This is a genomic window from Pseudarthrobacter sp. L1SW (assembly GCF_020809045.1).
GTDB lineage: Bacteria > Actinomycetota > Actinomycetes > Actinomycetales > Micrococcaceae > Arthrobacter.
In genome coordinates, this window is record NZ_CP078079.1 from 52,983 (window position 1) to 76,105 (window position 23,123).

At 66.8% G+C, this 23,123-nt stretch carries 18 protein-coding genes; 7 read left to right on the forward strand and 11 right to left on the reverse strand.

Annotated elements, in window-relative coordinates:
• Nucleotides 1-42: 42 nt before the first annotated feature.
• The 4 genes from KTR40_RS00270 to KTR40_RS00285 form a co-directional block, all read right to left on the reverse strand.
• A complete protein-coding gene (locus KTR40_RS00270; protein WP_228404858.1) occupies nt 43-762 on the reverse strand; it encodes an alpha/beta fold hydrolase in 720 nt (239 codons plus the stop codon).
• A 64-nt stretch (nt 763-826) separates the two neighbouring features.
• Nucleotides 827-2,764 (reverse strand): glycoside hydrolase family 32 protein, encoded by a 1,938-nt coding sequence (locus KTR40_RS00275; RefSeq protein ID WP_228404860.1) that lies wholly within the window; start codon nt 2,762-2,764, stop codon nt 827-829.
• 164 nt (nt 2,765-2,928) lie between these two features.
• A complete protein-coding gene (locus KTR40_RS00280; protein WP_228404862.1) occupies nt 2,929-4,527 on the reverse strand; it encodes a glycoside hydrolase family 68 protein in 1,599 nt (532 codons plus the stop codon).
• Between the two features lie 373 nt (nt 4,528-4,900).
• The gene (locus tag KTR40_RS00285; RefSeq protein ID WP_228404864.1) at nt 4,901-6,847 is read right to left on the reverse strand and encodes an adenylyl cyclase; all 1,947 of its coding nucleotides are present in this window, start codon (nt 6,845-6,847) and stop codon (nt 4,901-4,903) included.
• Nucleotides 6,848-7,168: 321 nt separating this feature from the next.
• Here KTR40_RS00285 and KTR40_RS00290 point away from each other — a divergent pair, with 321 nt between their 5' ends.
• The 5 genes from KTR40_RS00290 to KTR40_RS00310 are packed head-to-tail and all read left to right on the forward strand — an operon-like array spanning nt 7,169 to nt 12,894.
• Nucleotides 7,169-8,461, forward strand: coding sequence for an ABC transporter substrate-binding protein (locus KTR40_RS00290; protein WP_228404866.1), 1,293 nt, complete (start codon nt 7,169-7,171; stop codon nt 8,459-8,461).
• A gap of 2 nt (nt 8,462-8,463) precedes the next feature.
• Nucleotides 8,464-9,456: a carbohydrate ABC transporter permease gene (locus KTR40_RS00295; RefSeq protein WP_228404868.1), complete on the forward strand. Its 993-nt coding sequence runs from the start codon at nt 8,464-8,466 to the stop codon at nt 9,454-9,456.
• Nucleotides 9,453-10,367 carry a carbohydrate ABC transporter permease gene (locus KTR40_RS00300; protein ID WP_139027300.1) on the forward strand — a complete coding sequence of 305 codons (915 nt, stop codon included), beginning with the start codon at nt 9,453-9,455 and terminating at the stop codon, nt 10,365-10,367. Before KTR40_RS00295 ends, KTR40_RS00300 begins: the two co-directional genes overlap by 4 nt.
• Nucleotides 10,364-11,842: a glycoside hydrolase family 1 protein gene (locus tag KTR40_RS00305; protein ID WP_228404869.1), complete on the forward strand. Its 1,479-nt coding sequence runs from the start codon at nt 10,364-10,366 to the stop codon at nt 11,840-11,842. The genes KTR40_RS00300 and KTR40_RS00305 overlap by 4 nt, the downstream gene beginning before the upstream one ends.
• A complete protein-coding gene (locus KTR40_RS00310; RefSeq protein WP_139027302.1) occupies nt 11,842-12,894 on the forward strand; it encodes a LacI family DNA-binding transcriptional regulator in 1,053 nt (350 codons plus the stop codon). The genes KTR40_RS00305 and KTR40_RS00310 overlap by 1 nt, the downstream gene beginning before the upstream one ends.
• Before the next feature lie 38 nt (nt 12,895-12,932).
• On the opposite strand, the gene rsgA is transcribed toward KTR40_RS00310, so the two are convergent.
• Together rsgA and KTR40_RS00320 are read right to left on the reverse strand one after the other, a co-directional pair.
• Nucleotides 12,933-14,090: a ribosome small subunit-dependent GTPase A gene (gene rsgA, locus KTR40_RS00315; RefSeq protein WP_139027303.1), complete on the reverse strand. Its 1,158-nt coding sequence runs from the start codon at nt 14,088-14,090 to the stop codon at nt 12,933-12,935.
• 303 nt (nt 14,091-14,393) lie between these two features.
• The gene (locus KTR40_RS00320; protein ID WP_139027304.1) at nt 14,394-14,630 is read right to left on the reverse strand and encodes a zinc-ribbon domain-containing protein; all 237 of its coding nucleotides are present in this window, start codon (nt 14,628-14,630) and stop codon (nt 14,394-14,396) included.
• 145 nt (nt 14,631-14,775) lie between these two features.
• Between KTR40_RS00320 and KTR40_RS00325 the strand changes: the two genes are divergently transcribed.
• Both KTR40_RS00325 and mptB read left to right on the forward strand, forming a co-directional pair.
• A complete protein-coding gene (locus KTR40_RS00325; protein ID WP_228404871.1) occupies nt 14,776-15,927 on the forward strand; it encodes a GGDEF domain-containing protein in 1,152 nt (383 codons plus the stop codon).
• A 104-nt stretch (nt 15,928-16,031) separates the two neighbouring features.
• Nucleotides 16,032-17,630 carry a polyprenol phosphomannose-dependent alpha 1,6 mannosyltransferase MptB gene (mptB, locus tag KTR40_RS00330; RefSeq protein WP_139027306.1) on the forward strand — a complete coding sequence of 533 codons (1,599 nt, stop codon included), beginning with the start codon at nt 16,032-16,034 and terminating at the stop codon, nt 17,628-17,630.
• Here mptB and KTR40_RS00335 read toward each other — a convergent pair.
• Genes KTR40_RS00335 through acsA form a run of 5 tightly spaced genes read right to left on the reverse strand, consistent with a single transcriptional unit; the run spans nt 17,621 to nt 23,045 of the window.
• Entirely contained in the window at nt 17,621-17,863 is a 243-nt protein-coding gene (locus KTR40_RS00335; RefSeq protein ID WP_228404873.1) for an acyl carrier protein, read from the reverse strand. The two genes, mptB and KTR40_RS00335, sit on opposite strands and share 10 nt — an antisense overlap.
• Nucleotides 17,860-19,269, reverse strand: a complete 1,410-nt coding sequence (locus tag KTR40_RS00340) for a dihydrolipoamide acetyltransferase family protein (protein WP_228404875.1) — start codon at nt 19,267-19,269, stop codon at nt 17,860-17,862. Before KTR40_RS00340 ends, KTR40_RS00335 begins: the two co-directional genes overlap by 4 nt.
• On the reverse strand, nt 19,262-20,242 hold the full coding sequence (locus tag KTR40_RS00345) for an alpha-ketoacid dehydrogenase subunit beta (protein WP_228404877.1): 981 nt from the start codon (nt 20,240-20,242) through the stop codon (nt 19,262-19,264). Before KTR40_RS00345 ends, KTR40_RS00340 begins: the two co-directional genes overlap by 8 nt.
• Nucleotides 20,239-21,237: a pyruvate dehydrogenase (acetyl-transferring) E1 component subunit alpha gene (gene pdhA, locus KTR40_RS00350; protein ID WP_228404878.1), complete on the reverse strand. Its 999-nt coding sequence runs from the start codon at nt 21,235-21,237 to the stop codon at nt 20,239-20,241. The genes KTR40_RS00345 and pdhA overlap by 4 nt, the downstream gene beginning before the upstream one ends.
• On the reverse strand, nt 21,234-23,045 hold the full coding sequence (gene acsA, locus KTR40_RS00355) for an acetate--CoA ligase (RefSeq protein ID WP_228404880.1): 1,812 nt from the start codon (nt 23,043-23,045) through the stop codon (nt 21,234-21,236). The genes pdhA and acsA overlap by 4 nt, the downstream gene beginning before the upstream one ends.
• Nucleotides 23,046-23,123: the final 78 nt, after the last annotated feature.

Consider the following 23,123-nt stretch of genomic DNA (forward strand, 5'->3'; position numbering starts at 1 on the left):
GTTTGGGAAAACCTTCTGCGTGGTTGGGTTGGCGGTGCGTCCTTACCGCCCGGCGGGCTGGCCCGTCCGGTCCACTGCTGCGAGGATTGCCTGGGCAAGTTCCGCCGGCTTGGTGAACTGGGGCCAGTGTCCGGTGGGAAGGTCCACGAACTCCACGTCACTGACCCGCGCCAGTTCGGCAACAAAGGGGTGGCCGGCGTCGATCCATTCGCGCAGCAGCGAGGAGGGGAACTCGCACGCAATCACTGTGGCGGGGACGTCGTACCGGCGGGTGTCGTGCAGGTGCTGCTTGCCGTAGGCCACTCCCTTGGGTTGCGGGATTGCACGTGCGCGGAATGCTTTCCGCAGTCCGTCGTCGAGGTCAATGAGGTCGGCGTCCTCGAAGCCGTCCCACGGCGGCAGCGGAATGTCGTTGCCGTCGGCCGGCAGTTCATTGTTGATCACGTCGCCTTCACCCAGCGGGCCGCTGTCCACGTAGATGGCGCGTTCCACCCGGTTGGGGCGCGCGTCCAGCGCGCCGTGGATGATGGCGCCGCCCCCGGAGTGGCCCACCAGGACCACCTTGCCCTCAAGCGCGTCAATGGCGGCAACCACAAAGTCGATGTGGTCCTGCAGGCTGATGCCCGCCCGGTCCGCGTCGACGGATTCAAGTCCGGGCAGCGTGAGCGGATGCGGCCGGTGTCCCGCCGCCTCGAGCGTCGGAACCACCTCCTGCCATGAAGAGGCATCCAACCAGAAACCGGGTACCAGGATGATGTCCATGCTGGAACCCTAACGTGTTGCGGGAGGCCCTGGGTAGGGTGAGGAGAACCTGTGCAGTGGCAACCTAGCGGGCCGGGGACAGGGGCGTGTAGTCGAGGGATTTAAGGGGAAGCGTCCCCTTGTCCGTGGCAACCCTGACGGCGTGCTCTTCCGAACGGGGGAAAACGAGCGAGGTCAGTGTTTGCTCTCCGTCGTTGATGAACACTTCGACGGAAGAGTAGTCAACAAAGACGGTCAGCTTCACAAGGCCGTCCTTCGTTGGGGCGGCCACGGTCCGCCTCTCGGTGAAGAGCGGGCCCAGGTCCACATCGGGAGGCTGTTGCCGGTCCAGGAAGACGGCGCCGTCCCGGAAGTTGTAACCGAGGGTCGCAAAGGCAGAGCCGCCGCTTTCCAGGTGGATCCGCGCCTCAGGCTGGTCCTCGGGCCCCGGGGGTCCAAGCGTCGCGTCCAGTCGGTATGAGCCTCCTTGGGAGGCCGGAAGGTGCTTCGTGCCGTCCGGTGTGGCTCCTTGGAGACCCAAGGCTTCGCCCTCAAGCCGGCGCAAGGTTTTTGCCGGAGTGGAGACCAGGGTGGGGCGGCCCTGGACGGTTTTGAGGCGGACGTCCCGGATGAGGGTGTCCATGCCGCCGTGCCAGTCCCCGGTTGGGAGTTTGCGGGCATAGTCCCAGTTGTTCATCCACCCGATGGCCTTCCTGGACTGCATCTTCTGGCCTTCCGTGAGCCGGGGGTCGTCCCACGTCACGGCTGCGTAGAAGTCGGAGCCGGCGTCCATCCACTGGTGGTTCCCGTCCCGGGGCGTGAACTGGGTTCCGTCCCAGTTGCCGGTCCAATAGGCGACGCCGGTGGTTCTGCCCTCTTCTGTTCCGTTGGCACTTGCCGCGAGGACCCAGGTTCTCTTGCCGGGATCGCCGTCCACGTCCAAGTGGAAGAGGTCAGGGCACTCCAGTGTCCCCAGGCCGGTCCGTTCGAAACCCGACGCGTAGTGCCATTCCTTGAGATCGGAGGAGGTGTACATGCCGATCTTGTGGCCCTCGGCAAGGACCATGAGCCACTGGCTGCGTTCCCCGTCCCAGACAATTTTCGGGTCCCGCCAGTGCTCCGCTCCGGGGTTGTCCATCACGGGATTGCCCTTGTACGGGGTGAAGGTGTACCCGCCGTCGGTTGAGTAAAACAGTGACTGGCGCTGGACGCCCTGGTCCTGCTGGGTCAACAGGGAGATGACGGCGCCGTGGCCGAAACCGGCTGTGTTCCCGTGGTCCACCACCGTGCTGCCGGTCTCAATGTCACCCAGCCCGTTTTTGTACTTCTCAATGGCCACCCCTTCGTCCTTCCAGGTCAGAAGGTCTTCACTGGTGAGGTGGTACCACTCGGTCCCGTTTCCGTCCGGATAGTCGGCGTTGTACAGGTAGTAGTAGTGCCAGAGCCCATTGAGGTAAAAGGGCCGTTGCGGATCGTTCATCCAATTGCGTTCGGGAGTGATGTGGTAGCTGGGGCGGTACTTCGATGAATTCGGCGGCCGGTCAGCCGCTGCCTTTGGCCCGGTGAGCTGTTCCTGCAGGCCAACGTCGGCGAGCATTTGCCGGAGGGCCTCATCAGTGACGCACCCTGGCCGGCGGAGGTCCCCGGCTCCTGCGGCAACAGCGCCTTCGTCGAGGTTTGACCGCATGTAGATTTCGCCGTCAACCCGGGCAGCCGCAACCCAACCATTGTCACAACTGATGCTCCTCAAGTCCGCTACCCCTTCCGCCTGGACCGGATGGACGGCAGAGAGGCTGGGGTCACCGCCAGTCAGCCAATAGGAGGCATAAACGCCCGCCGCATCCTTGGATGCGGACTGTGCTATAGCAACATTCCGAAGGGCCTCTTCTGCGCGCACTTTGGCGCTCGACCCCTCGATCCGGACAACCGTGGAGACAAGGGCGGCCAGGATTGCGAGGGCTGCTGCTACTGCCCAGGCGGTGCGCCGGCTGGTGGTAGTACGGAGATCAGGTTTTTCCGACATGGTGACCATTTCAATTGGGGCTGTTTGTCCGGGCGGCGGTGCGCCACGGCAACGGAGCGGGACGCCTGGGGATGGCGCCCCGCTCCGCACTGGTGCCAGCTACCGCACAGGCAGGGAACTGCCGGTGCGCCGCCTGCAAGCAGGATGTGTCGTCGAGGTGTTGGTTACTTGTAGTGTCCCTCGCCGCCGACACGGACGTTGGTGGGCAGGTAGCCGAACGGGCCAAGGCCGTTCTCGCCGAAGCTCCGGTCAACCTGCGTGACGCCGTTCTTGAAGTTGATCTTCACGGTCGGGGACAGGGAGCCGCCGCGGACGCCGTTGACGTTGTCGATGAACGACTGCACGAGTCCATTGGGCTGCACGTAGTGCGAGTAGGCCTGGAACTGCCGTCCGTTCTGCTGGCCCGAGATGGTGCCGCTCGGGTTGTTGGCCGGCAGGTTCAGGTCGGTGGGCGAACCGAGTGCCAGGCCGGAGTTGTTGACCGGCTGGTAGTCGGAACGCACGCCGTCGCCCACGAAACCGTAGACCCCGTCGGGGCCGCGCATGCCGGCCGCGTAGGTGAACTGGTGGCTGATCGTGTACAGGTAGTACTTGTTCTTGCCGTCCTCGTTCTGGATGAAGATCTGCGGACGCTCAGTCTGGTCGTTGACACAGTTGGCGGAGAGGATGGGAGGCAGGAAGGACCATTTGGTCAAGTCCTTGTTGTCCGCCACGGCGAGGCCCACGTTGCCCGTCTGGTACTGGGCGCCGGAAGCGTTTACATCCGCCACGGACTCGGACTTGGCGTCTCCCTCGCGGTAGCCGAGGTCTTCCTCGGTGCACTGGTATTCGCCGCGGTTCCCGGCAGTGTTGCCCTCGAAGACCATAAAGGTCTTGCCCGGGTGGGCCGGGTCGGCGAACGTGAAGGGGTCACGGAAGGCGAAGCCGGGGTTTTGTTCCTTGGTCTGGTACATCTGGCCGTCCGGCTCCAGCAGCTTGGTGTGCTCGAACCCGTCGAACCAGACGCGCTCCTCGTCGGCGTGGATGTTGCCGAGGGCCTTGGCAATGGCGGCGTCCGGGGCGATGCCGCCGCCGCCGGCATTCCGCTCGGCCACGTCGTGGAACGTGGTGGCCGTGTAGAACACGTTCACATGGTTGCCCTGCATGAGGCGGGTGGAGCCGGACCACTCGGTGTTGCCGACGGAGGCGCCGTCCACGAAGAGGTGTCCGCCGTAGTTCCACTTATCCGTGGCCGGGTCGGCGTTGGTCTTCCGGAAGAAGAAGCCGATGCGGGCGTTCCAGTGGCGCTGGTCGAAGTTGTAGCCGGCGTGGCGGTCAGCGACGAGCGAGAAGATCACGTCGTAGCCCTTGTAGCTGATCTGGTTGGCATTCTCGTCCGTCAGCGACCAGGTGTCCCAGACCCAGACGTCCTCGTTCATGGTGGGGAAGTCCTCGGGGATCTCCGGCATGGTGACGTCCGGGCTCATGGAGTTCTGGCCGGGAGCCACCGTGGGGTCGCTCTGCGCCATGACCTGCTGCGCATCCGCACGGGTCCACTTTGAGGTGAAGTCCGACGCCGGGTCGAAGGCTTCCTGCGTGTGTTCCGTGGGAAGGGGGAAACCGGGGGTGGGGGCCGGCAGCTGCTCACTGGCGGGCGGGTCCGCAGGCTCGTTCGCCTGAGCCGAGGGAACGGCAAGGAAGGCCGAGGCGGCTACTGCTGTTGCCAGCGCTGCGGCGGCGGACCGCCGCCGCAGCATCCGGGGGACTTGGGGGTGCTTGTGCATTATTGCTCTTCTCGCGGAGTTGTAACTGTTCGTGGAAGACGGGCATCTGCCCTAATTTCCCGACACTCCAGCGGCCCCGATTCCGCAGGCGTCATCAGGGACGCCGTTGTTCGGAGGTGATCCGGCGTGGGATCGCCGGTTCAAAGGCCGTGAGATTTGTGGGCTCCCGGCTGCACCACCGTAGGGAGACCCGGAGACCATGCGCAAGTATGTTTCCACGCACCCCGGACGGGTGCGCCATCAGGAATGTAAGCGCTTGCATTAAGCAAGGGCGCGCGCGTACTCGGGCTGAGGGAGCAAGTCAAATGTTTCGTTCGACGTGATTCCGTCCTGGCGCGGACGGGGCCGGAAGCGCCCCGTCCGCGCGCACCGCCTACGGGAAGCTGGGGACGTAGCTGGGAATTCCGACGGCGTCCGTTGACACTGGTGCGCCGGTGTCGTTGATGACGTGGTCCAGTGTGCCCGCGCCCAGGTTGACCGTCAGCAGGCTGTGCAGCTTCACGCCCGGGGTCACCGGCACTTCAAAACCCCGGGTGGCGTGGATGGTGGGGTCCACGTTGTTGTAGACGTAGCTGCCGCCGCCCCAGAGTTCGTGGGTCTTCACGGAGTCCGCGACCTTGTAGCCGGCCCAGCCCAGGACGCCGTCGTGTTGCCATGCTGCCTGGTTGGGTGCATCGTAGGGCAGCTCGTTCTGGAAGAAGACGGTCCTGCCGTTCTCGCCGTTCCAGATCACGTTGTACTCCTGGTAGTGCTCCACGAACAGGCCGGTGGCCGTGACGTTGTCACCATTGATGATCACGCCGTTCCTGCCGGTGTTGGTGGTCCAGCCCACCCCGTTGCCGTGGTCGGCGCGCCAAGCCCAGATGTGGTCCAGGAGGACGTTGTCGCTGTTGACCTCAAGGCTGACCGAGGCCTTGCCCACGTGCGGACCGCCGATGCGGAAGAAGACGTCATGGAGAGTGGTGGGGTTGGCGGGATCGCTGTGCATGCCGGAGTTTGCGGCGCCGCCGCCCTCGCCGTCCGCCGCCTTGCCCACCCGCATCAGCGCGGGGGAGTTCACTGTACCGGCATCCACGGTCACTGCGGCGATATCCACGCCCGGAACATCCGCGACCGTCAGGGGGACGGCCCCGTTGACCGCTGTCAGGGTTGCCATGCCGAGCCCGAGGACCACCGTGTTGGCGCGCTTGACCTCGATGCTCTCGTCAATGCCGTAAACCCCCGGGGTCAGCAGCAGGTTCTTGCCGCGCGCCAGCTGGGAATTGATGGTCTTGGCTGAATCGGCGGGGGTGGCCACGTAGAAGTCTGAAAGCGGAAGGCTGCGTCCCGCCGTCGGCCCGTTCTCCCAGGTTGTTCCGGCGGATTCCATGCGGACGGCGGGGACGAACACGCTGTACTGGCCCGCGGAGTCCAGGGTGAGGTACGGCTTCTCGCGGCTGATGGGGGTGCTGTCAAGGGTGGTGTACGGCGGGTTGGGGAAGGATTGCGCCGGTGCCCCGTCCACGCCGGAGAACACCTGGTTCCAGACTCCGTTGGACCAGTTGCCGATGCTGCTGTCACGGACAAAGTACTGCTGCTGGGAGCCGTTGATCACGGCGTCCGTCTTCGAATCGGAGATGAAGCCGCCGCTGGCGTACTGCGGGCCGGCGGTGCAGTAGTCCATGAGGGAGAGGTTGCCGCCAGTGATATTGACCCGCCGCATGGGTGATGCCTGGGACGCCGCCCAGAAATTCGCGGAGCTGCGGCATCCCTCGAGGCCGGTGACGTTGATGGTGAGGTTGGACAGGGACCGCCAGAAGTTGTTCAAGGCGATGCAGTTGTCCGCGGTGAGGCAGCGGTTGTAGACGTCCACGTGCCCGTTGATGATGACATCCGTGGGGGAAGCGCCAAGCCCGGCGACCTCCGTGGAGTATCCAACCTGGACGATGAGCGGTTCCTCGGCCGTGCCGTAGGTGCCCGGCTTGAACAACAGCGAGTAGCGGTTCGAACCCATCTCGTCATCCACCTGCTGCGCCGCAATGGCGTCCACGGTGGCCTGGATTTCCGCCACGGGCATGCCCGGATCAAAGACGTGGACGTTAGTCCCGAACGGATGTGCCGCGGTTTGTGCGAAGCCGGTTACCGCCGGCTGGGGCGCCGCCGGTGCCTCTGTTACGGACATCTGCTGAACGGCCGACGGCGCTGCGCCGGCGGGGCTGCCGACGGCGCCTGCGAGGAGACCGGCCAGGAGGATGGCGCTGCCGGCAATGTGCCGGCGGCGGTGCGGGGTGGGAGCGGCCTGGGCGGGACCTGGCGGGAGGGAATGGTGGGCTAGCGGCATTGCTGGTCCTGTTCGTCAGTTGGGGTAGGGGCGCGCGGGTCCGGGTGTAGCTGGCCTGCTGTGGTGCAAGCGATCCGCCGGGTGTGGGAGCGCTCTCGTCGGGGCAGCGTAACACCGCCCAGAGAATGCGGCAAGGAAAAGTGGAATCGCTCCCACCGATGGTTGACAAGGCGACGTGATGTGGGACACCATGGCGTGAGAGCGCTCCCACCATGTTCGCTCCGACTACTCATCCAGCCGGCCCATGTGTCCCTGCGCGCCCATGCCGCAACGGTTCGCCGGTTTGCGGCGTGGATCCATTTGACGAAGGAGTCTTCCCCTGTGAAAAAGCCCAGCAAGTTCATTGTCCTTTCGGCCGCCGCGGCGTGTCTTTCCCTCTCGCTGACAGCCTGCGGGCCCTCCGCTCCGGAGAAAGGCGGTGTAAACGAAGCCACCGGTTCCGATCCGGTCACCCTGACCGTAGGCACCTTCAACGAATTCGGCTACGAAAAGCTCTTTGAGGAGTACCAGGAGCTGAACCCCAACGTCACCATCGAGCACAAGAAGGCGGCCACCAGCAACGAGGCCCGGGACAACCTCACCACCCGCCTGGCTGCCGGATCCGGCTTGTCCGATATCGAAGCCGTCGAGGTGGACTGGCTCCCTGAGCTCCTGCAGTACCCGGACCAGTTTGCGGACCTCAGCGATCCCGCTGTGGAGGGCCGCTGGCTCGACTGGAAGACCGAGGCAGCCACCACAGCCGACGGCAAGCTGGTGGGGTACGGAACCGACTCCGGTCCCGAAGCCGTCTGCTATAACGCCGAACTGCTGAAGAAAGCCGGGATGCCCACCGACCGCGGTGAAGTGGCCAAGATGCTTGGCGGCACCTGGGACAGCTACTTCGACGCCGGCCGGAAGTTCACGGCCGCCAACCCGGGCGCTGCCTGGTTCGATTCCGCCGGGGCCATCTACCAGGGCATGAGCAACCAGCTCGAGAAGGCCTACGAGGAGGAGGACGGCACCGTCATCGCCACGGAGAACCAGAAGGTGAAGGACATCTACAACCAGGTGCTCAAGGCGTCCACGGAGGACGGCCTGTCAGCCCATCTCAAGCAGTGGAGCGATGACTGGGCTTCCGGTTTCCAGACCAATGCCTTCGCCACAACCCTCTGCCCCGGCTGGATGCTCGGCGTCATTGAGGGCAACGCGGCGGGAGTCACCGGCTGGGACGTGGCCAACGTCTTCCCCGGGGGCGGCGGCAACTGGGGCGGTTCCTACCTGACCGTACCCGCCCAGGGCGATCACCAGGCCGAGGCCAAGAAGCTGGCGAACTGGCTGACGGCACCTGAGCAGCAGATCAAGGCCTTCACCGCCAAGGGCACCTTCCCCAGCCAGAAGGAGGCCCTGGAAAGCAGCGAACTGCTGGGACAGACCAACGCCTTCTTCAATGGTGCACCTACGGGCGAGATCTTTGCCGAGCGCGCCAAGGCCGTTGAGGTGACCCCCTTCAAGGGCACCAGGTTCTTTGCCATCAACGATGCCATGCAGCAGGCCCTCACCCGCGTGGACGTTGACAAGACGGACGACGCCGCCTCCTCCTGGGAGAAGTTCGTCACCGCAGTGAAGTCGCTCTAACCATGGCTGTCACCGACCGGGCCAACCCACCCAGGACCGGGCCCAGCCCCCGGCCCGCGAAGGACGGAAAGAGCGTCCGGCGACTGGCGTTTTCACAGCAGGTCTCCAAGTGGGACGTGAAGTTGTCCCCCTACCTGTACATCTCCCCGTTTTTCCTCCTGTTTGCCATCACGGGACTCTTTCCGCTGGGGTACACGGCCTGGGTATCACTCCACAACTGGAACCTCATCGGCGGGCAGGGAAAGTTCGCGGGACTGGACAACTACGCGTTCGTCATAGCCCAGCCCTACTTTTGGAACGCTGTGGGCAACACCTTCAGCATCTTCATCCTTTCCTCCGTTCCGCAGGTTGTCATCGCCCTTGTCATTGCGGCCGTACTGGACGCAAACCTGAGGGCCAGGACGTTCTGGCGGATGGGTGTGCTGGTGCCGTTCGTCGTTGCACCCGTAGCGGTGGGGCTGATCTTCAACAACCTCTTTGCAGACCAGTTCGGCCTGATCAACGAGATCCTGAAGGTTGTTGGGCTTGACCCGGTCCGGTGGCACAGCGATTCGCTGGCAAGCCATGCTGCCATCGCCACCATGGTGAACTTCCGGTGGACCGGCTACAACGCGCTGATCTTCCTTGCTGCCATGCAGGCGATCCCCCGCGACGTGTTCGAGGCGGCAACCATTGACGGTGCGGGCCGGCTGCGGCAGTTCTTCTCCGTCACCGTCCCGATGCTTCGCCCCACCGTGATCTTCGTTGTGATTACCTCAACCATCGGCGGGCTGCAGATCTTCGATGAGCCGCGGGTCTTTGACCAGTCCGGCCTGGGCGGGGCTGACCGGCAGTGGCAGACGCTGACCATGTACATCTGGGAACTCGGGTGGGGCCAGCGCAACTTCGGCAGGGCCTCCGCGGTGGCGTGGCTGCTCTTCCTGATCATCGTGCTGATCGCCCTGCTCAACTTCTTCATCACCAAGCGCATCGCCAGCCAGGGAGGCCGCAAGTGAGCTCCGTTCCCATGATCGAACAGACGGCCGGCAAGGGCGCGGCCAGGGCCGCCGCCCGCCGGAATGCCGGAGGGAACCGCAAAACCGGCTTCGGTGGTGCCCGCCGGCCCGGATTCCTGACCTATGGGTTCCTCGGGGCCGTTCTCCTCGCTTCGGTGTTCCCGCTGTACTGGTCCTTCCTGGTGGGCAGCCATGACAACACCGTCCTGAGCCGCGGCATCCCGCTGCTCCCGGGCGGCAACTTCCTGGCCAACGCGGCGAAAGTCTTCGACAGCATCCCGTTCTGGAAGGCAATGGGCAACAGCCTCATCGTCTCCGGCGTCACCGCGGCGTCCGTCGTCGCCTTCTCCACCCTGGCGGGCTTCGCCTTCGCCAAGCTCCGCTTCCGCGGCAGCAAGGGCCTGTTGGTGTTCGTCATCGCCACCATGGCCGTTCCCACCCAGCTGGGCGTGGTCCCGCTCTTCATTGTGATGTCCAAGCTGGGCTGGACCGGATCGCTCTGGGCCGTCATTATCCCCGGCCTGGTCACCGCTTTCGGAGTGTTCTGGATGACCCAGTACCTCCGGGACGCCCTGCCGGATGAACTCATTGAAGCTGTGCGTATGGACGGCGCGTCCATGATCCAGGCTTTCTGGCACGTCGGGTTCCCGGCTGCCCGGCCCGCCGCGGCCATGCTCGCCTTGTTCACGTTCGTGGCCACCTGGACGAACTTCTTCTGGCCGTTCATCGTCCTGGACCCCTCGAATCCCACCCTCCCGGTGGCACTGCAGCTGCTCCAGGCGGCCCACTTTGTTGACTACTCGGTGGTGCTCGCCGGTGCGGTCCTGGCCACCGTCCCCCTCTTGCTCCTGTTCATTGCGGCAGGCCGGCAACTCGTATCAGGAATCATGCAAGGAGCAGTAAAAGGATGAGTACCACCCCACTTCCGTTTCCCGAGGGCTTCCTGTGGGGAGCGGCGACGGCCGCCTACCAGATCGAAGGGGCCGCGCATGTTGACGGCAGGAAGGACTCGATCTGGGACACCTTCTCCCGGGTGCCCGGCGCCGTGGCGGACGGCCACAACGGCGACGTTGCCTGCGACCACTACCGGCGCTACAAGCAGGACGTGGCGCTGATGGACAGCCTGGAGATGAAGGCCTATCGCTTTTCCACCTCCTGGGCACGCTGCATGCCGGACGGCGTTACCCCCAATCCGGAGGGCATCGCCTTCTATTCCAGCCTGGTGGATGAACTGTTGGCGGCCGGCATCACGCCGTGGCTGACCCTTTACCACTGGGACCTGCCGCAGGCACTGGAGGACAAGGGCGGCTGGGCCAACCGGGATACTGCGTACCGCTTTGCCGAGTACGCCGCCGTGATGCACGAGGCACTGGGGGACCGGGTCCGGTTCTGGACAACACTCAATGAGCCGTGGTGTTCGGCGTTCCTCGGTTATGCCGCAGGCATCCATGCCCCCGGACGGCAGGAACCCCGGTCGGCCCTGGCTGCCGCCCACCACCTGCTGCTCGGCCACGGCCTGGCGGCAAGGGAACTCCGCCGCCTGGACGCCGACGCCGCCCTGGGCATCACCCTGAACCTGACGGTGGCGGATCCCCGCGACCCGGACAACGGCGGCGACCGCGACGCGGCCAGGCGGATCGACGGCCAGTTCAACAGGATCTTCCTGGACCCGCTGTTCAAGGGGGAATACCCACCGGATCTCTTGGCTGACGTGGCCCACCTGGGCCTGGACGAATTCGTCCAGCCGGGGGACCTGGACATCATCTCGGCGCCGCTGGACCTGCTGGGCGTGAACTACTACCACGGTGAATCCGTCACCAAGGATCCCGCGGACCTGCCCACCGGTGTGGAAGCGGACGCGGCGGCCGCCGGCGGACCCCGCCGCCCGGCGTCGCCCTTTGTCGCGGCGGACGGGGCGCGTTCGGTGCCGCGCGGACTTCCTGTGACGGGGATGGGCTGGGAGGTCCAGCCGGAGGGCCTGCGGCGGTTGCTGAACCGGCTGCAGGACGAGTACACGGGGCCCGCGGGAATTCCGGTGTACATCACCGAAAACGGCGCCGCCTACCATGACGTCCCTGATAACGCGGGCTTTGTGGACGATCAGGACCGGCTCGCTTTCCTCGCCGCCCACCTGCGCGCGGTGCATGGGGCCATTACGGACGGCGTGGACGTGCGTGGCTACCTGGCCTGGTCCCTGCTGGATAATTTCGAGTGGTCCTTCGGCTACCACCAGCGCTTTGGGCTGGTCCGCGTGGACTACCGCACCCAGGAACGCATCCCGAAGGCCAGCGCCCTGTGGTACTCGGCCGTGGCGGCCTCCAACGCTGTCCCGGACGCAGATCCGGGCGTGTCACCCTCGGGGGCAGGTGTCGTATTGTCTGTGTAATGAACCAAAAGACCCACCGTCCTGCCCAGTTAAGGGCGGGACGGCCCAGTCCCACGCTGGAGGATCTTGCCACCGCCGCCGGTGTGTCCCGCTCCACTGCGTCCCGGGCCATCAACGGCGGACTGAAAGTGAGCCCGGAGGCCCAGGCCGCCGTGGATGCTGCGATCGTGGCGCTTGGCTACACCCCCAACCGTGCCGCGCGGAGCCTGGTCACCAAACGCACGGCCTCCGTGGCGTTGGTCATTCCGGAGCCGGATGCACGGGTCATGATGGATCCTTTTTTCGCGGCCGTCATTACCGGCGTGAACGAGGCTCTTCGCAGCACGGACATGCAGCTGGTGCTGCTGATGTCCCGGGCCGGGGACGACTCCGAGCGGACCAAACGGTACCTGCGCGGAGGCCACGTGGACGGCGCGATCGTCGTCTCGCACCACCGGGCGGACAACTGGGTGGAGTCGCTCGGAAGCACCGGCCTGCCCACAGTTTTCATCGGCCGGCCGTGGGACACGGGTTCGGGGATTCCCTTTGTGGACCTGGACAACTTCGAGGGCGGCCGGCTGGCAGCACGCCACCTGGCCGCCATCGGCCGCACCAGGCTCGGGACCGTAGCCGGCCCCACCGACATGACGGCCGCCGCCGACCGCCTGGATGGCTGGCTCCAGGGGCTGCGGGAGGCGGGGCTTGAGCCCGGGCCCGCCATCCATGGGGACTTTACGACGGCGGGCGGGGCCGAGGCCGCCAGGAACCTTCTGGCCCGCGAACCGGAGCTCGACGGCATCTTCGCGGCCTCCGACCTCATGGCGCTGGGGGTCATCGACACCCTGCGCGGCGCGGGCCGGGAAGTGCCGGGGGACGTGGCGGTGGTCGGGTTCGACAACCACTCCCTGCTGGCAGCCAACGGGCTGGGCCTGACAACGGTGACCCAGCCCATGGTGGACATGGCCGCCACGGCAGGGCAGCTGTTGATCCGGGCGATCGACAACCCCGAGGAGCGGCTGGACCCGGTGATCTTCCCGGCGGAGCTCGTGGTGCGCGGCAGCAGCGCCGCCTGACCCTGCACCGTTCGGGACCATCGGATAAGGGGTGCCCGTCACCGCCGCTTCCGGGCCGCCCGTTCCTTCCGTTCCGCCGTCTCCCGTTCCGCCCAGCGCTGCGATTTTCCGGCACTGACCACCTTCTGGTGCCACTCCCGCTGGTAGGCCCGCTGCGCCGCGGCGTCGCTGCGGCGGGCCAGAGCGGCAAGTTCCCGCTGCAGCTTCAGGTAGTTGTGCCAGCGGCGCTCCTCCAGCGTGCCATCGTGGATCGCCGCCTGCACCGCGCAGCCCGGCTCACCCTGGTGGGCACAGTCCGAAAACCTGCAAGCGGCAGCCAATGCTTCCACGTCGCCGAACATTTCGCCTAAGCCGTCCTCGGCGTCGAACAATCCGAACCCGCGCACGCCGGGCGTGTCCATCAGGACCGTCCCGTTCGCGAGCGGCACAAGTTCCCGGGACGTGGTGGTGTGCTTTCCCTTGAAGTCCCCGGAGCGCACCTCACCGGTGTCCTGGACCTTGTGGCCCACCAGGGCATTGATCAGGGTGGATTTTCCGGCACCGGACGGCCCCAGGAGCACGATGGTCCCGCCCGCCGGAATGTGCGCCAGCAGCTGGTCGATGCCGTCGCCGGTTTCCGCGGAGGTGGTGACCACGTCCACGCCTGCCGCCTGCAGGATGACTTTCCCGACGACGTCGTCCGCTACGTCCGCAAGGTCCGCCTTGGTGATGATCACCAGGGGAGTGGCCCCCGAGTCCCACGCGGCCACAAGGGTGCGTTCCAGCCGGTTGTGCGTCAGGGGCCGGTCAACCGGGACCACCACGCCGACCGCGTCCATGTTGGCAGCGAGGACCTGTGCCTCGGAGGAGGCTTCGAACGCCCGCTTCCGGCTCAGTTCCGAGCGGCGGGGGAGGACGCTGAGGATCTGGCGCTCGCCGGCCCGGTTGGGGCCGAGCCACACCCAGTCGCCGGTGACTGCCGGTTCTCCGCCCAGCGGGTACGGCAGGTGCAGCAGGTCCGGGCCCGCAGCCACCAGCAGCAGGTTCCTGTCGACGCGGACCACCCGTCCGCGCCCGGTGGCGGCCGGCACCGGATGGTCGTTGAAGTGCTGGGCGACGGCGGGGGTATAGCCGTACGGGAGCGGGCCGTCGCTTGTGTGATGGGTGCTGCTTGATGTGTTGCTGCTGTCCAGGGCGCTGCCTGTGGATATGTTCACTGTTGTACCTCACGGGAAACCCCGCGCACCGGCCTGCGGCCTTGGTGTTCGGCGCCCCGCGGAGAGGTCAGGCGGGGCCGGTGCGGAAAAGGGGAAGGGTCTGAATGAAAACCGCGGGGCGCGCAGGGCGCAGGGCTGGAACATTCATCACAAACACCTCCTTTTCCCACGTCGGGGCGGAACACGTCCCGGTACTTCCCACAATCTCCTGGAGCGGAGGCTCATGGTCGGGTCCTACTCTAGCCACGGGCGGCACAACCGTCCATGGTTTTTCTCCTTCTATGCCATTGGCAACCGCATCCGCTAGCGCTGCAGTTCCAGCGCCCGCTTCTGCCGTGCGGAAATGCTTGAGACGTACCCGCAGTTGGTACAGGTGATCTGGTAGGAACGCGACGTGGTGAACACCGGAATGAAGAAGAGTGTGAACTTGGTGGCCCGCTCCTCAAGGTGGTGGTGGGCGAACGCGCGGCAGTACTGGCATGTGGCCGGTTTTCCGGGCAGCGCCTTGAGAACTGTCTTGAAACCAAAGAGAAGGAGCATGCGTCTAACCTTCCGGGATAGTCCTGCTGGCTGTTCCCACAAGACTAGGCCCTGGCCGAGGGCTTAGTCCCATCCTGACAACCTCCCGGACCGGTGCGATACTTGGGGTCGGCGCGGTATTCGGCAGTGGGGGGACCTCGGAAACATGGCTCTGGACACCACAACCCTCCGGATCGCCTTTGGCCTGATGGCTTTGGTGCTGATGCTCCTGTTCTACTTCTCCGCCTACCGGACCACGCGCTCGCCCTACAGCGGCTGGTGGTGCCTGGCGCTGCTGTTTTTCCTGTCCGGATCCGGCTGTTTCCTCCTGGACGGAACGGCCCACCAGGTCTGGGCCAACCCTTTGGGCAACGTGCTCCTGGTCCACGGCGGCGTGGCCGTATGGGCGGGCGCCCGGTCGCTGCGGACCGTGCCGCCGCCAAAATGGGCGTTTACCGGCATCCCCCTGGTGACCCTGGTGGCCTCGGTCCTGGACAACCCGGCCACCAACACGTGGTCCGGCGGCCCCGTGTTCCTGGCCGCCATGAGCCTCACCATAGGCCTTGCCTCGCGCGAGCTTTGGCGGCTTGAACCAGGCTACTCGCGGGTGAGGATCCCCATGGCAGCTGCGGCGGGCGGGCTGTCCATCTTCTACCTGCTGCGCTGGGCGGCGTTTGTCCTGGAGGGGCAGGACGGCCCTGTCTTCACCACCGTGTTCGGCTCCGCTGTCACCACGCTGGTGACCATGGTCCTCCTGGTGGTGGTCTCCTTCAGCATGGCGGCACTCAGCAATGAGCAGCAGACCAGGGCGCTGCGCATGGTGGCCTCCCGCGACGACCTCACCGGGCTCCTCAACCGCAAGGCATTCTTGAGCCTCGCTGCCGAACAGCTGGCTGACCTGTCCATAGCCAGGGGCACCGGCGCCCTGGTCCTGGCAGACCTGGACCACTTCAAGGCCGTCAACGACACCTACGGCCATGCCGCCGGGGACGTTGCCCTGCAGACCTTCGCGGACGCCTGCACCGCCACCGTGCGGTCCACAGACCTGGTGGGACGCTACGGCGGGGAGGAGTTTGTCATCCTGGTCCCCGGCGCCAGTGCCGAACGGGCGGAAATCATTGCTGACGCAATCAGCCGGCGCCTCGCCGCGGCAGCAACTGTTGACGGGATGGAGATGCCGACAGTCAGTTACGGTATTTCCACCTACGACGGCGCCACAACGGACGTGGAGCGCCTCATCGCCTCAGCGGACGCCGCCCTCTACCGGGCGAAGTCGCTCGGCCGGAACCGGACCGCGCGCAGCGACCGGATGCTTTAGCCTCGAAGGGCAGCCGTAAGCCCGGCTGATAAAATGGCGGCGTTGCAGGGCGGCCTTATTGCTGGTCCAACCAGCGCCGTAACCAAGTAAGGGACCAGACAAACATGACGGCAGGCGGGTCACACCTCGGGACTTCGGAGACGCAGCCGGCAGCGCCGGCTAAAGCCTCCGGCCCGGCCACCGGCCGCGCCTACCTCGCCACCATCGAGGGCTTTGTTGGAGCCCTCATGATGTTCATCGGCTCCATCGGGACGGGGTGGATCGCCAACGGCTCCCCCATGATCCGGCAGCCGGTGGTCATCGCCCTGCGCACCGAGGGCTGGGGAGTCACGGTGTCCACCGTGCTCCTGACCGTGGGCGCCATGGTGCTGATGCGGTCCTGGCTCCGGCTGGGCCAGCGCCTGGCCGACTGGGGCAAATCGTCGCTGCGGTCCGTTGTCATCGCCATCTCCGCCTGGTCCCTGCCGCTGCTCTTCTGCGTTCCCGTATTCTCCCGCGACGTCTACGCCTACACCGGCCAGGGCCGGTTGGTGATGGAGGGCCAGAACCCCTACCAAGTGGGCATTTCCACCCTCAGCAACTGGTTCTCGCTCGGCGCCGATCCGGCCTGGGCGGAAGCCAGGACGCCCTACGGCCCCTACTTCCTCTGGCTGGCCCGCGGCGTGGTGGGGCTGACCGGCGCCCAGCCGGACGTGTCCGTCCTCCTGTTCCGCCTCCTCGCCGGCGTCGGGGTCCTGCTCTGCGTCATCTACGTCCCCAGGCTGGCGGAGCTGCATGGCATCAACGGGGCGCGCGCACTGTGGATCTCCGTGGCCAACCCGCTGTTCCTGATCAGCTTCATCGCCAGCGCCCACAACGACGCCCTCATGGTGGGCCTCGCGGTCGCAGGCGTCTACCTCGCGGCCACCCGCCACTACCTTGCCGGCATCCTGCTGGTGACCGCTTCGATCGGCATCAAGCCGATCACAGTGCTCCTGCTTCCCTTTGTGGGCCTGATGTGGGCGGGCCCGTCGGCTTCCTGGCCCCGCAAGTTCCTGATGTGGGGGGCGACGGCGGGCATCAGTTTCGGCGTGCTGGCCCTTAGCGGCATCCCCTACAACCTGGGGATGGGGTGGGTGTGGGCCATCATGGACCCCACGCCGGGCTACACCGGCTACTCGCCGTCGGGCTTCCTGGGCCAGCAGGTTGAGTTCCTGGGCAACGTGCTGGGGCTGCCCGGCGGCACGTTCGCCACCGTCCTGCGGACGGGCATGAAATGGGCGGCGATCGCGCTGGTCCTGGTCCTGATGTTCCGTGGCGACTACTCGCGCGCGGTGCGCCGGATGGCCTTGGCGTTTACCGCCGTCGTGATGCTCTCGCCCATCATCCAGCCCTGGTACATCCTCTGGTTCCTGCCGTTCCTGGCTGTCACCGGCATCCGGGACGACTGGCAGATCAGGTCGCTGTACGTGGGCGTGACGTTCTTCGTGGTGTTCGGCGCGCAGGACCAGCTCTCCGTGTGGTCCTTCGTGGAGCTGCCCATCGACGCATCCTCGCTGGCCTTCGTCACGGCCCTGGCCTTCACGTTCTACCTTTTATTCCTTGACGTGCATACACGGCGGCTGCTCATCGAGGCCAGGCCGCTTGACCTGGCAAAACGGGGGTGGCGCTGGGCCTTGGCCGCGGTTGCGGCGAGACGCGGCGCTGCCCGGCGTCAGCCGTGACCGGCGATGTACGCGATCAGCCCTCCCACCGTGGCCACCTGCGGATAGTCGCTTTCCGGGATGTTTATGCCCGTTGCGGCATCTACAGTTTCCACAAGCCGCAGGAAGTCCAGGGAGTCGAGTTCATGGTCCTGCCGGAGCCGCGCGCCTTCCGTAAGGTCGCCAGGCTCAAGGTCAGGCGCCACTTGGCCGATAGCCTGGCGCACCGCGGTGCGCGCATCCTGTTCGTTCATAGTTCCTCCGGTTTCTGCAGCAGTTCGTCCAGCCGTGAAAGGTAGCGGGCGCCGCGCAGGCCGTCGCTGACCCTGTGGTCGGCGGAGAGGGTGGCCGTCACCACGGGGCGGATCCCAAGCATTCCCTCGTGGGCCCACGGCTGTTCCATCAGCCGGCCCAGGCCCACCATGGCCACCTGCGGCGGATAGATCACCCCGAACACGCTTTCCACGCCCAGGTCGCCCAGGTTCGTGACGGTGATGGTGGGGTCCGCCATTTCTGCCCGCTGCAGCCTGCCTGCCCGGGCGCGGGACACGAGGTCCCGCAGCCGCTCCATGAGGGTGTCCACCGGGAGCTGGTCGGCGTCGTGGATGGCGGGGGCCACGATGCCGCCTTTCCGAAGGGCGACGGCGACGCCAAGGTGCACGGCCTGGCTGGGCCGGAACTCGTCATCCACGTACAGGCCGTTGACCTCGGGAACGTCCCTGGCAGCAAGGGCGGCAGCTTTCAGCAGGAGTGCAGAGGGAACCAGCCGGGAGGAAACGGGGCGCTGGAGGTTGGCTGACTGCATCCAGGCAACGGCGGCACCCATGTCCAGCGTGGTGCTGAGGTAGTAGTGCGGAATCGTCTTCTTGGAGCGGGCCATCAGCGCCCCGACTGCCCTGCGCAGGCTTGCCTCGCGCTGCCGGTCCGCCGGGGCCGTGGCCTCATGTTCTGCCGGAGACGGCGGGGCGGCAGGTGCCTTCGGCTCCGGGGGTGCCGGAGCTTCCGGCGCCGCACCGGAGGGTGGTGCCGGCGGCGGCGCGGCCTCAGCCGCGTGGAGGACGTCGTCCTCCGTGACGGCCCCGCCGGGCCCTGTCCCCGCCACGGCCGAAAGGTCTACCCCCCGCTCGGCTGCGAGGCGCCGGGCGAGCGGTGAGGAGCGCACCCGCCCGCGGGTGCCGCCGTCGTCCTTCACCTGGGGCGGTGCGGCCGCCGGAGCAGGGGGCGGGGCTGAAGCTGGTGCCGCGGGCGCTGAAGCTGCCGCCGGCGCTGCAGCGCGTTCCACGTCCGAGCGTGTCACCGCCCCGTGCCTGCCCGTGCCGCGGATGGAGCCCGGATCAACCCCCAGCTGGTGGGCCAGGTGCCGCACCGGGGGCGAGAGGAGCGCGTGCGTTTCCGCCGGCGGCGCGGCCCCGGTCCCGTCGTCGGGAGTGGCAGTGATCCGGGCAAGCGGCGTGCCGATGGGAACCGTGGTGCCGACGTCCACCAGCAGCTCGGCCACGACCCCCTCTTCGAAAGTCTCGATGTCCATGACGGTCTTCTCGGTGTCCACAACAGCCACCACGTCGCCGCGGTGGACGTAGTCGCCCGGCTTGACCAGCCACTCCACCATCTTGCCGTGGTCCATGTCCGCCCCGAGGGACGGCATGCGGAATTCACCCACGCCTGCCCGTCACCTCCCGCGCTGCCGCCACGATCCGGTCGGCCGAAGGAAGTGCGGCAAGCTCCAGGTGCTTGGCGTAGGGCAGCGGGACCTCGGCGCTGCACACCCGGCCCACCGGTGCGTCGAGGTCGTAGAAGGCGGCCTCCATGATCCGTGCACTGATCTCGGCCGAGATGCTGCCGCTGCGCCACCCCTCATCCACCACCACGGCCCGGTGCGTCTTGCCCACGGTGGCCAGGATGGCGGCGTCGTCCAGCGGTCGCAGGACCCGCAGGTCAAGCACCTCGGCGTCGATGCCTTCGGCTGCCAGCCGCTCCGCGGCGTCGAGCACGGCCGGCAGCGTGCCGCCGTAGGTGATGAGGGAGACGTCCGTCCCCGGCCGCCGGATGGCGGCGGCGGTAATGTCCACAGGGCCGGCGTCGTCATCCAGTTCGCCGGGCATGTTGTAAAGCGTTCCGTGTTCAAAGACCAGCACCGGGTCAGGGTCCTCCAGGGCGGTCCAAAGCATGCCGCGGGCATCCTCCAGGGTGGCGGGCGCAAGGATGCGGAGGCCAAGGATGTGGGCGTACCAGCCCTCCAGGCTGTGGGAGTGCTGGGCGCCCAGCTGGCGTCCGGCGCCGGTGGTCATCCTGATCACCAGCGGGACGTTGAACTGCCCGCCGGACATGTGCAGGAGCGTGGCAGCGTTGTTCACGATCTGGTCCAGGGCCAGCAGGCTGAAGTTGACGGTCATGATTTCCACGATGGGCCGCATGCCGCCCAGCGCCGCGCCGATGCCCGCACCGACGAAGCCGGACTCGGACAGTGGGGTGTCGCGGATCCGTTCCGGCCCGAACTCCTCGAACAGTCCCAGGCTGACGGCGAAGCAGCCGCCGTACGCGCCGACGTCCTCGCCCATGAGGAACACCCGGTTGTCACGGTTCATGGCGTCCCGGATCCCGGCCCGGATGGCTTCCCGGTAGGTGGTTTTCATTCCGGTCCCCGCTCGCTGTAGACAAACCGGGCCAGTTCCTCCACGGGTTCCGGAGTTCCGGCCTCGGCGAATTCGACGGCGGCCGCCACCTCGGCGTCGGCTTCACCCTGGATGCCGGCCCACTGGTCCCCGCTGAGCTGGCCCGCGGCCTCCAGGGCGTTGCGCAGCAGGGTGATGGGGTCCCGCTCGATCCAGTGGGCAACCTCGGCCTTCTCCCGGTAGCGTTCCGGATCAAACATGGAGTGGGCGCGGAAGCGGTAGGTCCGCAGCTCCAGGAAGTGCGGACCGGCGCCCGAACGCACCGCATCCACGGCACGGCGGGCGGCCTCATGCACGGCCAGGACGTCCATCCCGTCCACCGCCCAAGCTGCCAGTTCATAACCGGCGGCCTTCAGCGCAATGTCCGTCTGCGACTCGGAGCGGCCCAGTGCCGTGCCCATCGCATACAGGTTGTTCTCGCAGCAGAAGAGCACGGGCAGCTGCCACAGTGCTGCCAGGTTCAGGCTTTCGTGGAATTCGCCCTCCGCCACGGCACCTTCGCCAAAGAAGCAGACCGTCACGCGCGCGCGGCCGGCCATCTTGTCCGCCAGGGCAAGGCCGACGGCGAGGGGCAACCCGCCTGCCACAATCGCGTTGCCGCCGTAGAAGCGGGTGGCGGCGTCGAACAGGTGCATGGAGCCGCCCCGGCCGCGGCAGCAGCCCTGGACGTTGCCGTACATCTCGGCCAGGATGGCGCCGGCGGGCACGCCCCGGAGCAGTGCGTGGCCGTGTTCCCGGTAGGTGGCCACCACGGCATCGCCTGCGTCCAGGTTGTCCAGGACGCCCGCAGCCACGGCTTCCTCGCCAATGTAGACGTGCAGGAAGCCACGGATTTTCGCCTCGCTGTAGAGCTCGACGCACCTTTCCTCCAGCCGCCGCACCCGGAGCATCTGGTGCAGGAGATGCCTCGCGGTGCCGGCCTGGTCCGCGCCGATCCGTTCCGGCGTGCCGGTCATGGTGCCTCCGTGGTGGTTTCGACGGTGGACGTGTCCCCCTCGGGGAGCCCCAGCTCGCGGGCCTTCAGGAGGCGCCGGAGGATCTTTCCGCTGCGGGTTTTCGGCAGCGCCGTGGTGAAGTCCACCATGCGCGGGGCAACGGCGGCGCCGAGCCGTTTGCGTGCGAAGCCGATGATGTCCAGGCGCAGCTCTTCGGACGGCTGCCACCCGTTCCTGAGCTCCACAAAGGCCTTGACCACTTCGCCGGCCACCGGATCCGGGACGCCGATCACGCCCGCCTGGGCCACGGCCGCGTGCTCCATCAGCGAACTCTCAACCTCGAAGGGGCCGATGAGGTGGCCGGAGGACTTGATGACATCGTCGCCGCGGCCCACAAACCAGTAGTATCCGTCCGCATCGCGTTTTGCGACGTCCCCGGTGAGGTACCAGCCCCCGGCGAAGCAGCGGCGGTAGCGTTCCTCTTCATTGAGGTAGCCCCTGAACATCGATGGCCAGCCCGCGCGCAGGGCCAGTTCCCCCATGGTGTCCGGCTCCGTGACCAGCACAGGTCCACCGTCGCGGAGCACCGGCTTGCCGTCGCCATCGCGCGCCACAAGTGCCGCCTCCACTCCCGGCAGCGGCCTGCCCATGGACCCGGGCCTGATTTCCGTGGCTGCGAAGTTGGCGATCATGATGCCGCCGGTCTCCGTCTGCCACCAGTTGTCATGCACGGGCAGGCCGAACGCCTCCTGGCCCCAGACCACCACTTCCGGGTTGAGCGGCTCTCCCACGCTGGCCACGAACCGCAGCGCCGAAAGGTCATGCCCGGCGGCCCTGTCCGCCCCGGCTTTCATCAGCATGCGCAGGGCCGTAGGCGCGGTGTACCAGACGGTAATGCGCTGCTCAGCCAGGATCCGGTACCACCGGTCGGCGTCCATCTCCTCCTCGTCCACCACCGTGGTGACGCCGTGCACCAGCGGTGCGATGACGCCGTAGGAGGTGCCCGTGACCCAGCCGGGGTCCGCGGTGCACCAGTAGGTGTCCCCGGGGTGCAGGTCCAGCGCGAACCGGCCCGTCGCGTAGTGGGCGGTGACGGCCTCGTGCACGTGGATGGCGCCTTTCGGGGTGCCCGTGGTGCCGCTGGTGAAGTGCAGCAGCGCCATGTCCTCACCGCTGGTGGAAGCCATGATGGGGTCCGCCGGCGCGGCCGCCATAAGTGCGGCGAGGTCGAGGGTCCCCGGCTCGGGATCGCCGTCCGCATCAATCAGGAGGACGTGCTTGAGGTCCGGGAGGTTCTCCCTGATGTGGGCCACTTTCCTGCGGTAGAGCGCCCTGGTGGTGACCAGCGCCCGCCCCTGCCCCAGGTGGAGGCGCTGCCGTACGGGTTCCGGTCCGAAGGCGGAAAACAGCGGGCAAAAGACGCTCCCGTTCTTGAGGGTGCCCAGCACTGCCACGTACAGTTCGGGGCTGCGGCCGGTGAGCGAGAAGATCCGCTCCCCGCGGCCGATGCCCAGCTGCCCCAGCAGCGCGGCAAAGCGGTTGGTTTGCCCGGCAAGCTCCAGGTAGCTCAGGGAGTGGGTGGATCCGTCGGCCCGCACGAAACGCAGGGCCTCATGGTGTGCCCGCCGCCCGGCAGCATGGCGGTCCACGGCTTCGTGGGCGATGTTCAGGCCGCCGCCCGGGAGCCCGGACAGTGCCCGGCGGGCATCGTCCCAGGAGAACTCGCGGCATGCGGTGCCGTAGTCCAGCAGGTTGGGCCGGACAGGAAAGCCTGGAACGTCCTTGGAGATTCGCTGCCAGCGCATGGGCCGTTCGGTTCCTGCCGTCATGTTCCTATCCGACGCCCCGCAGCCCAAGCAGGCAAGGGTAGAAAGTCCCCCGGGAAGCGCGGTGCAAACCCGTACCCG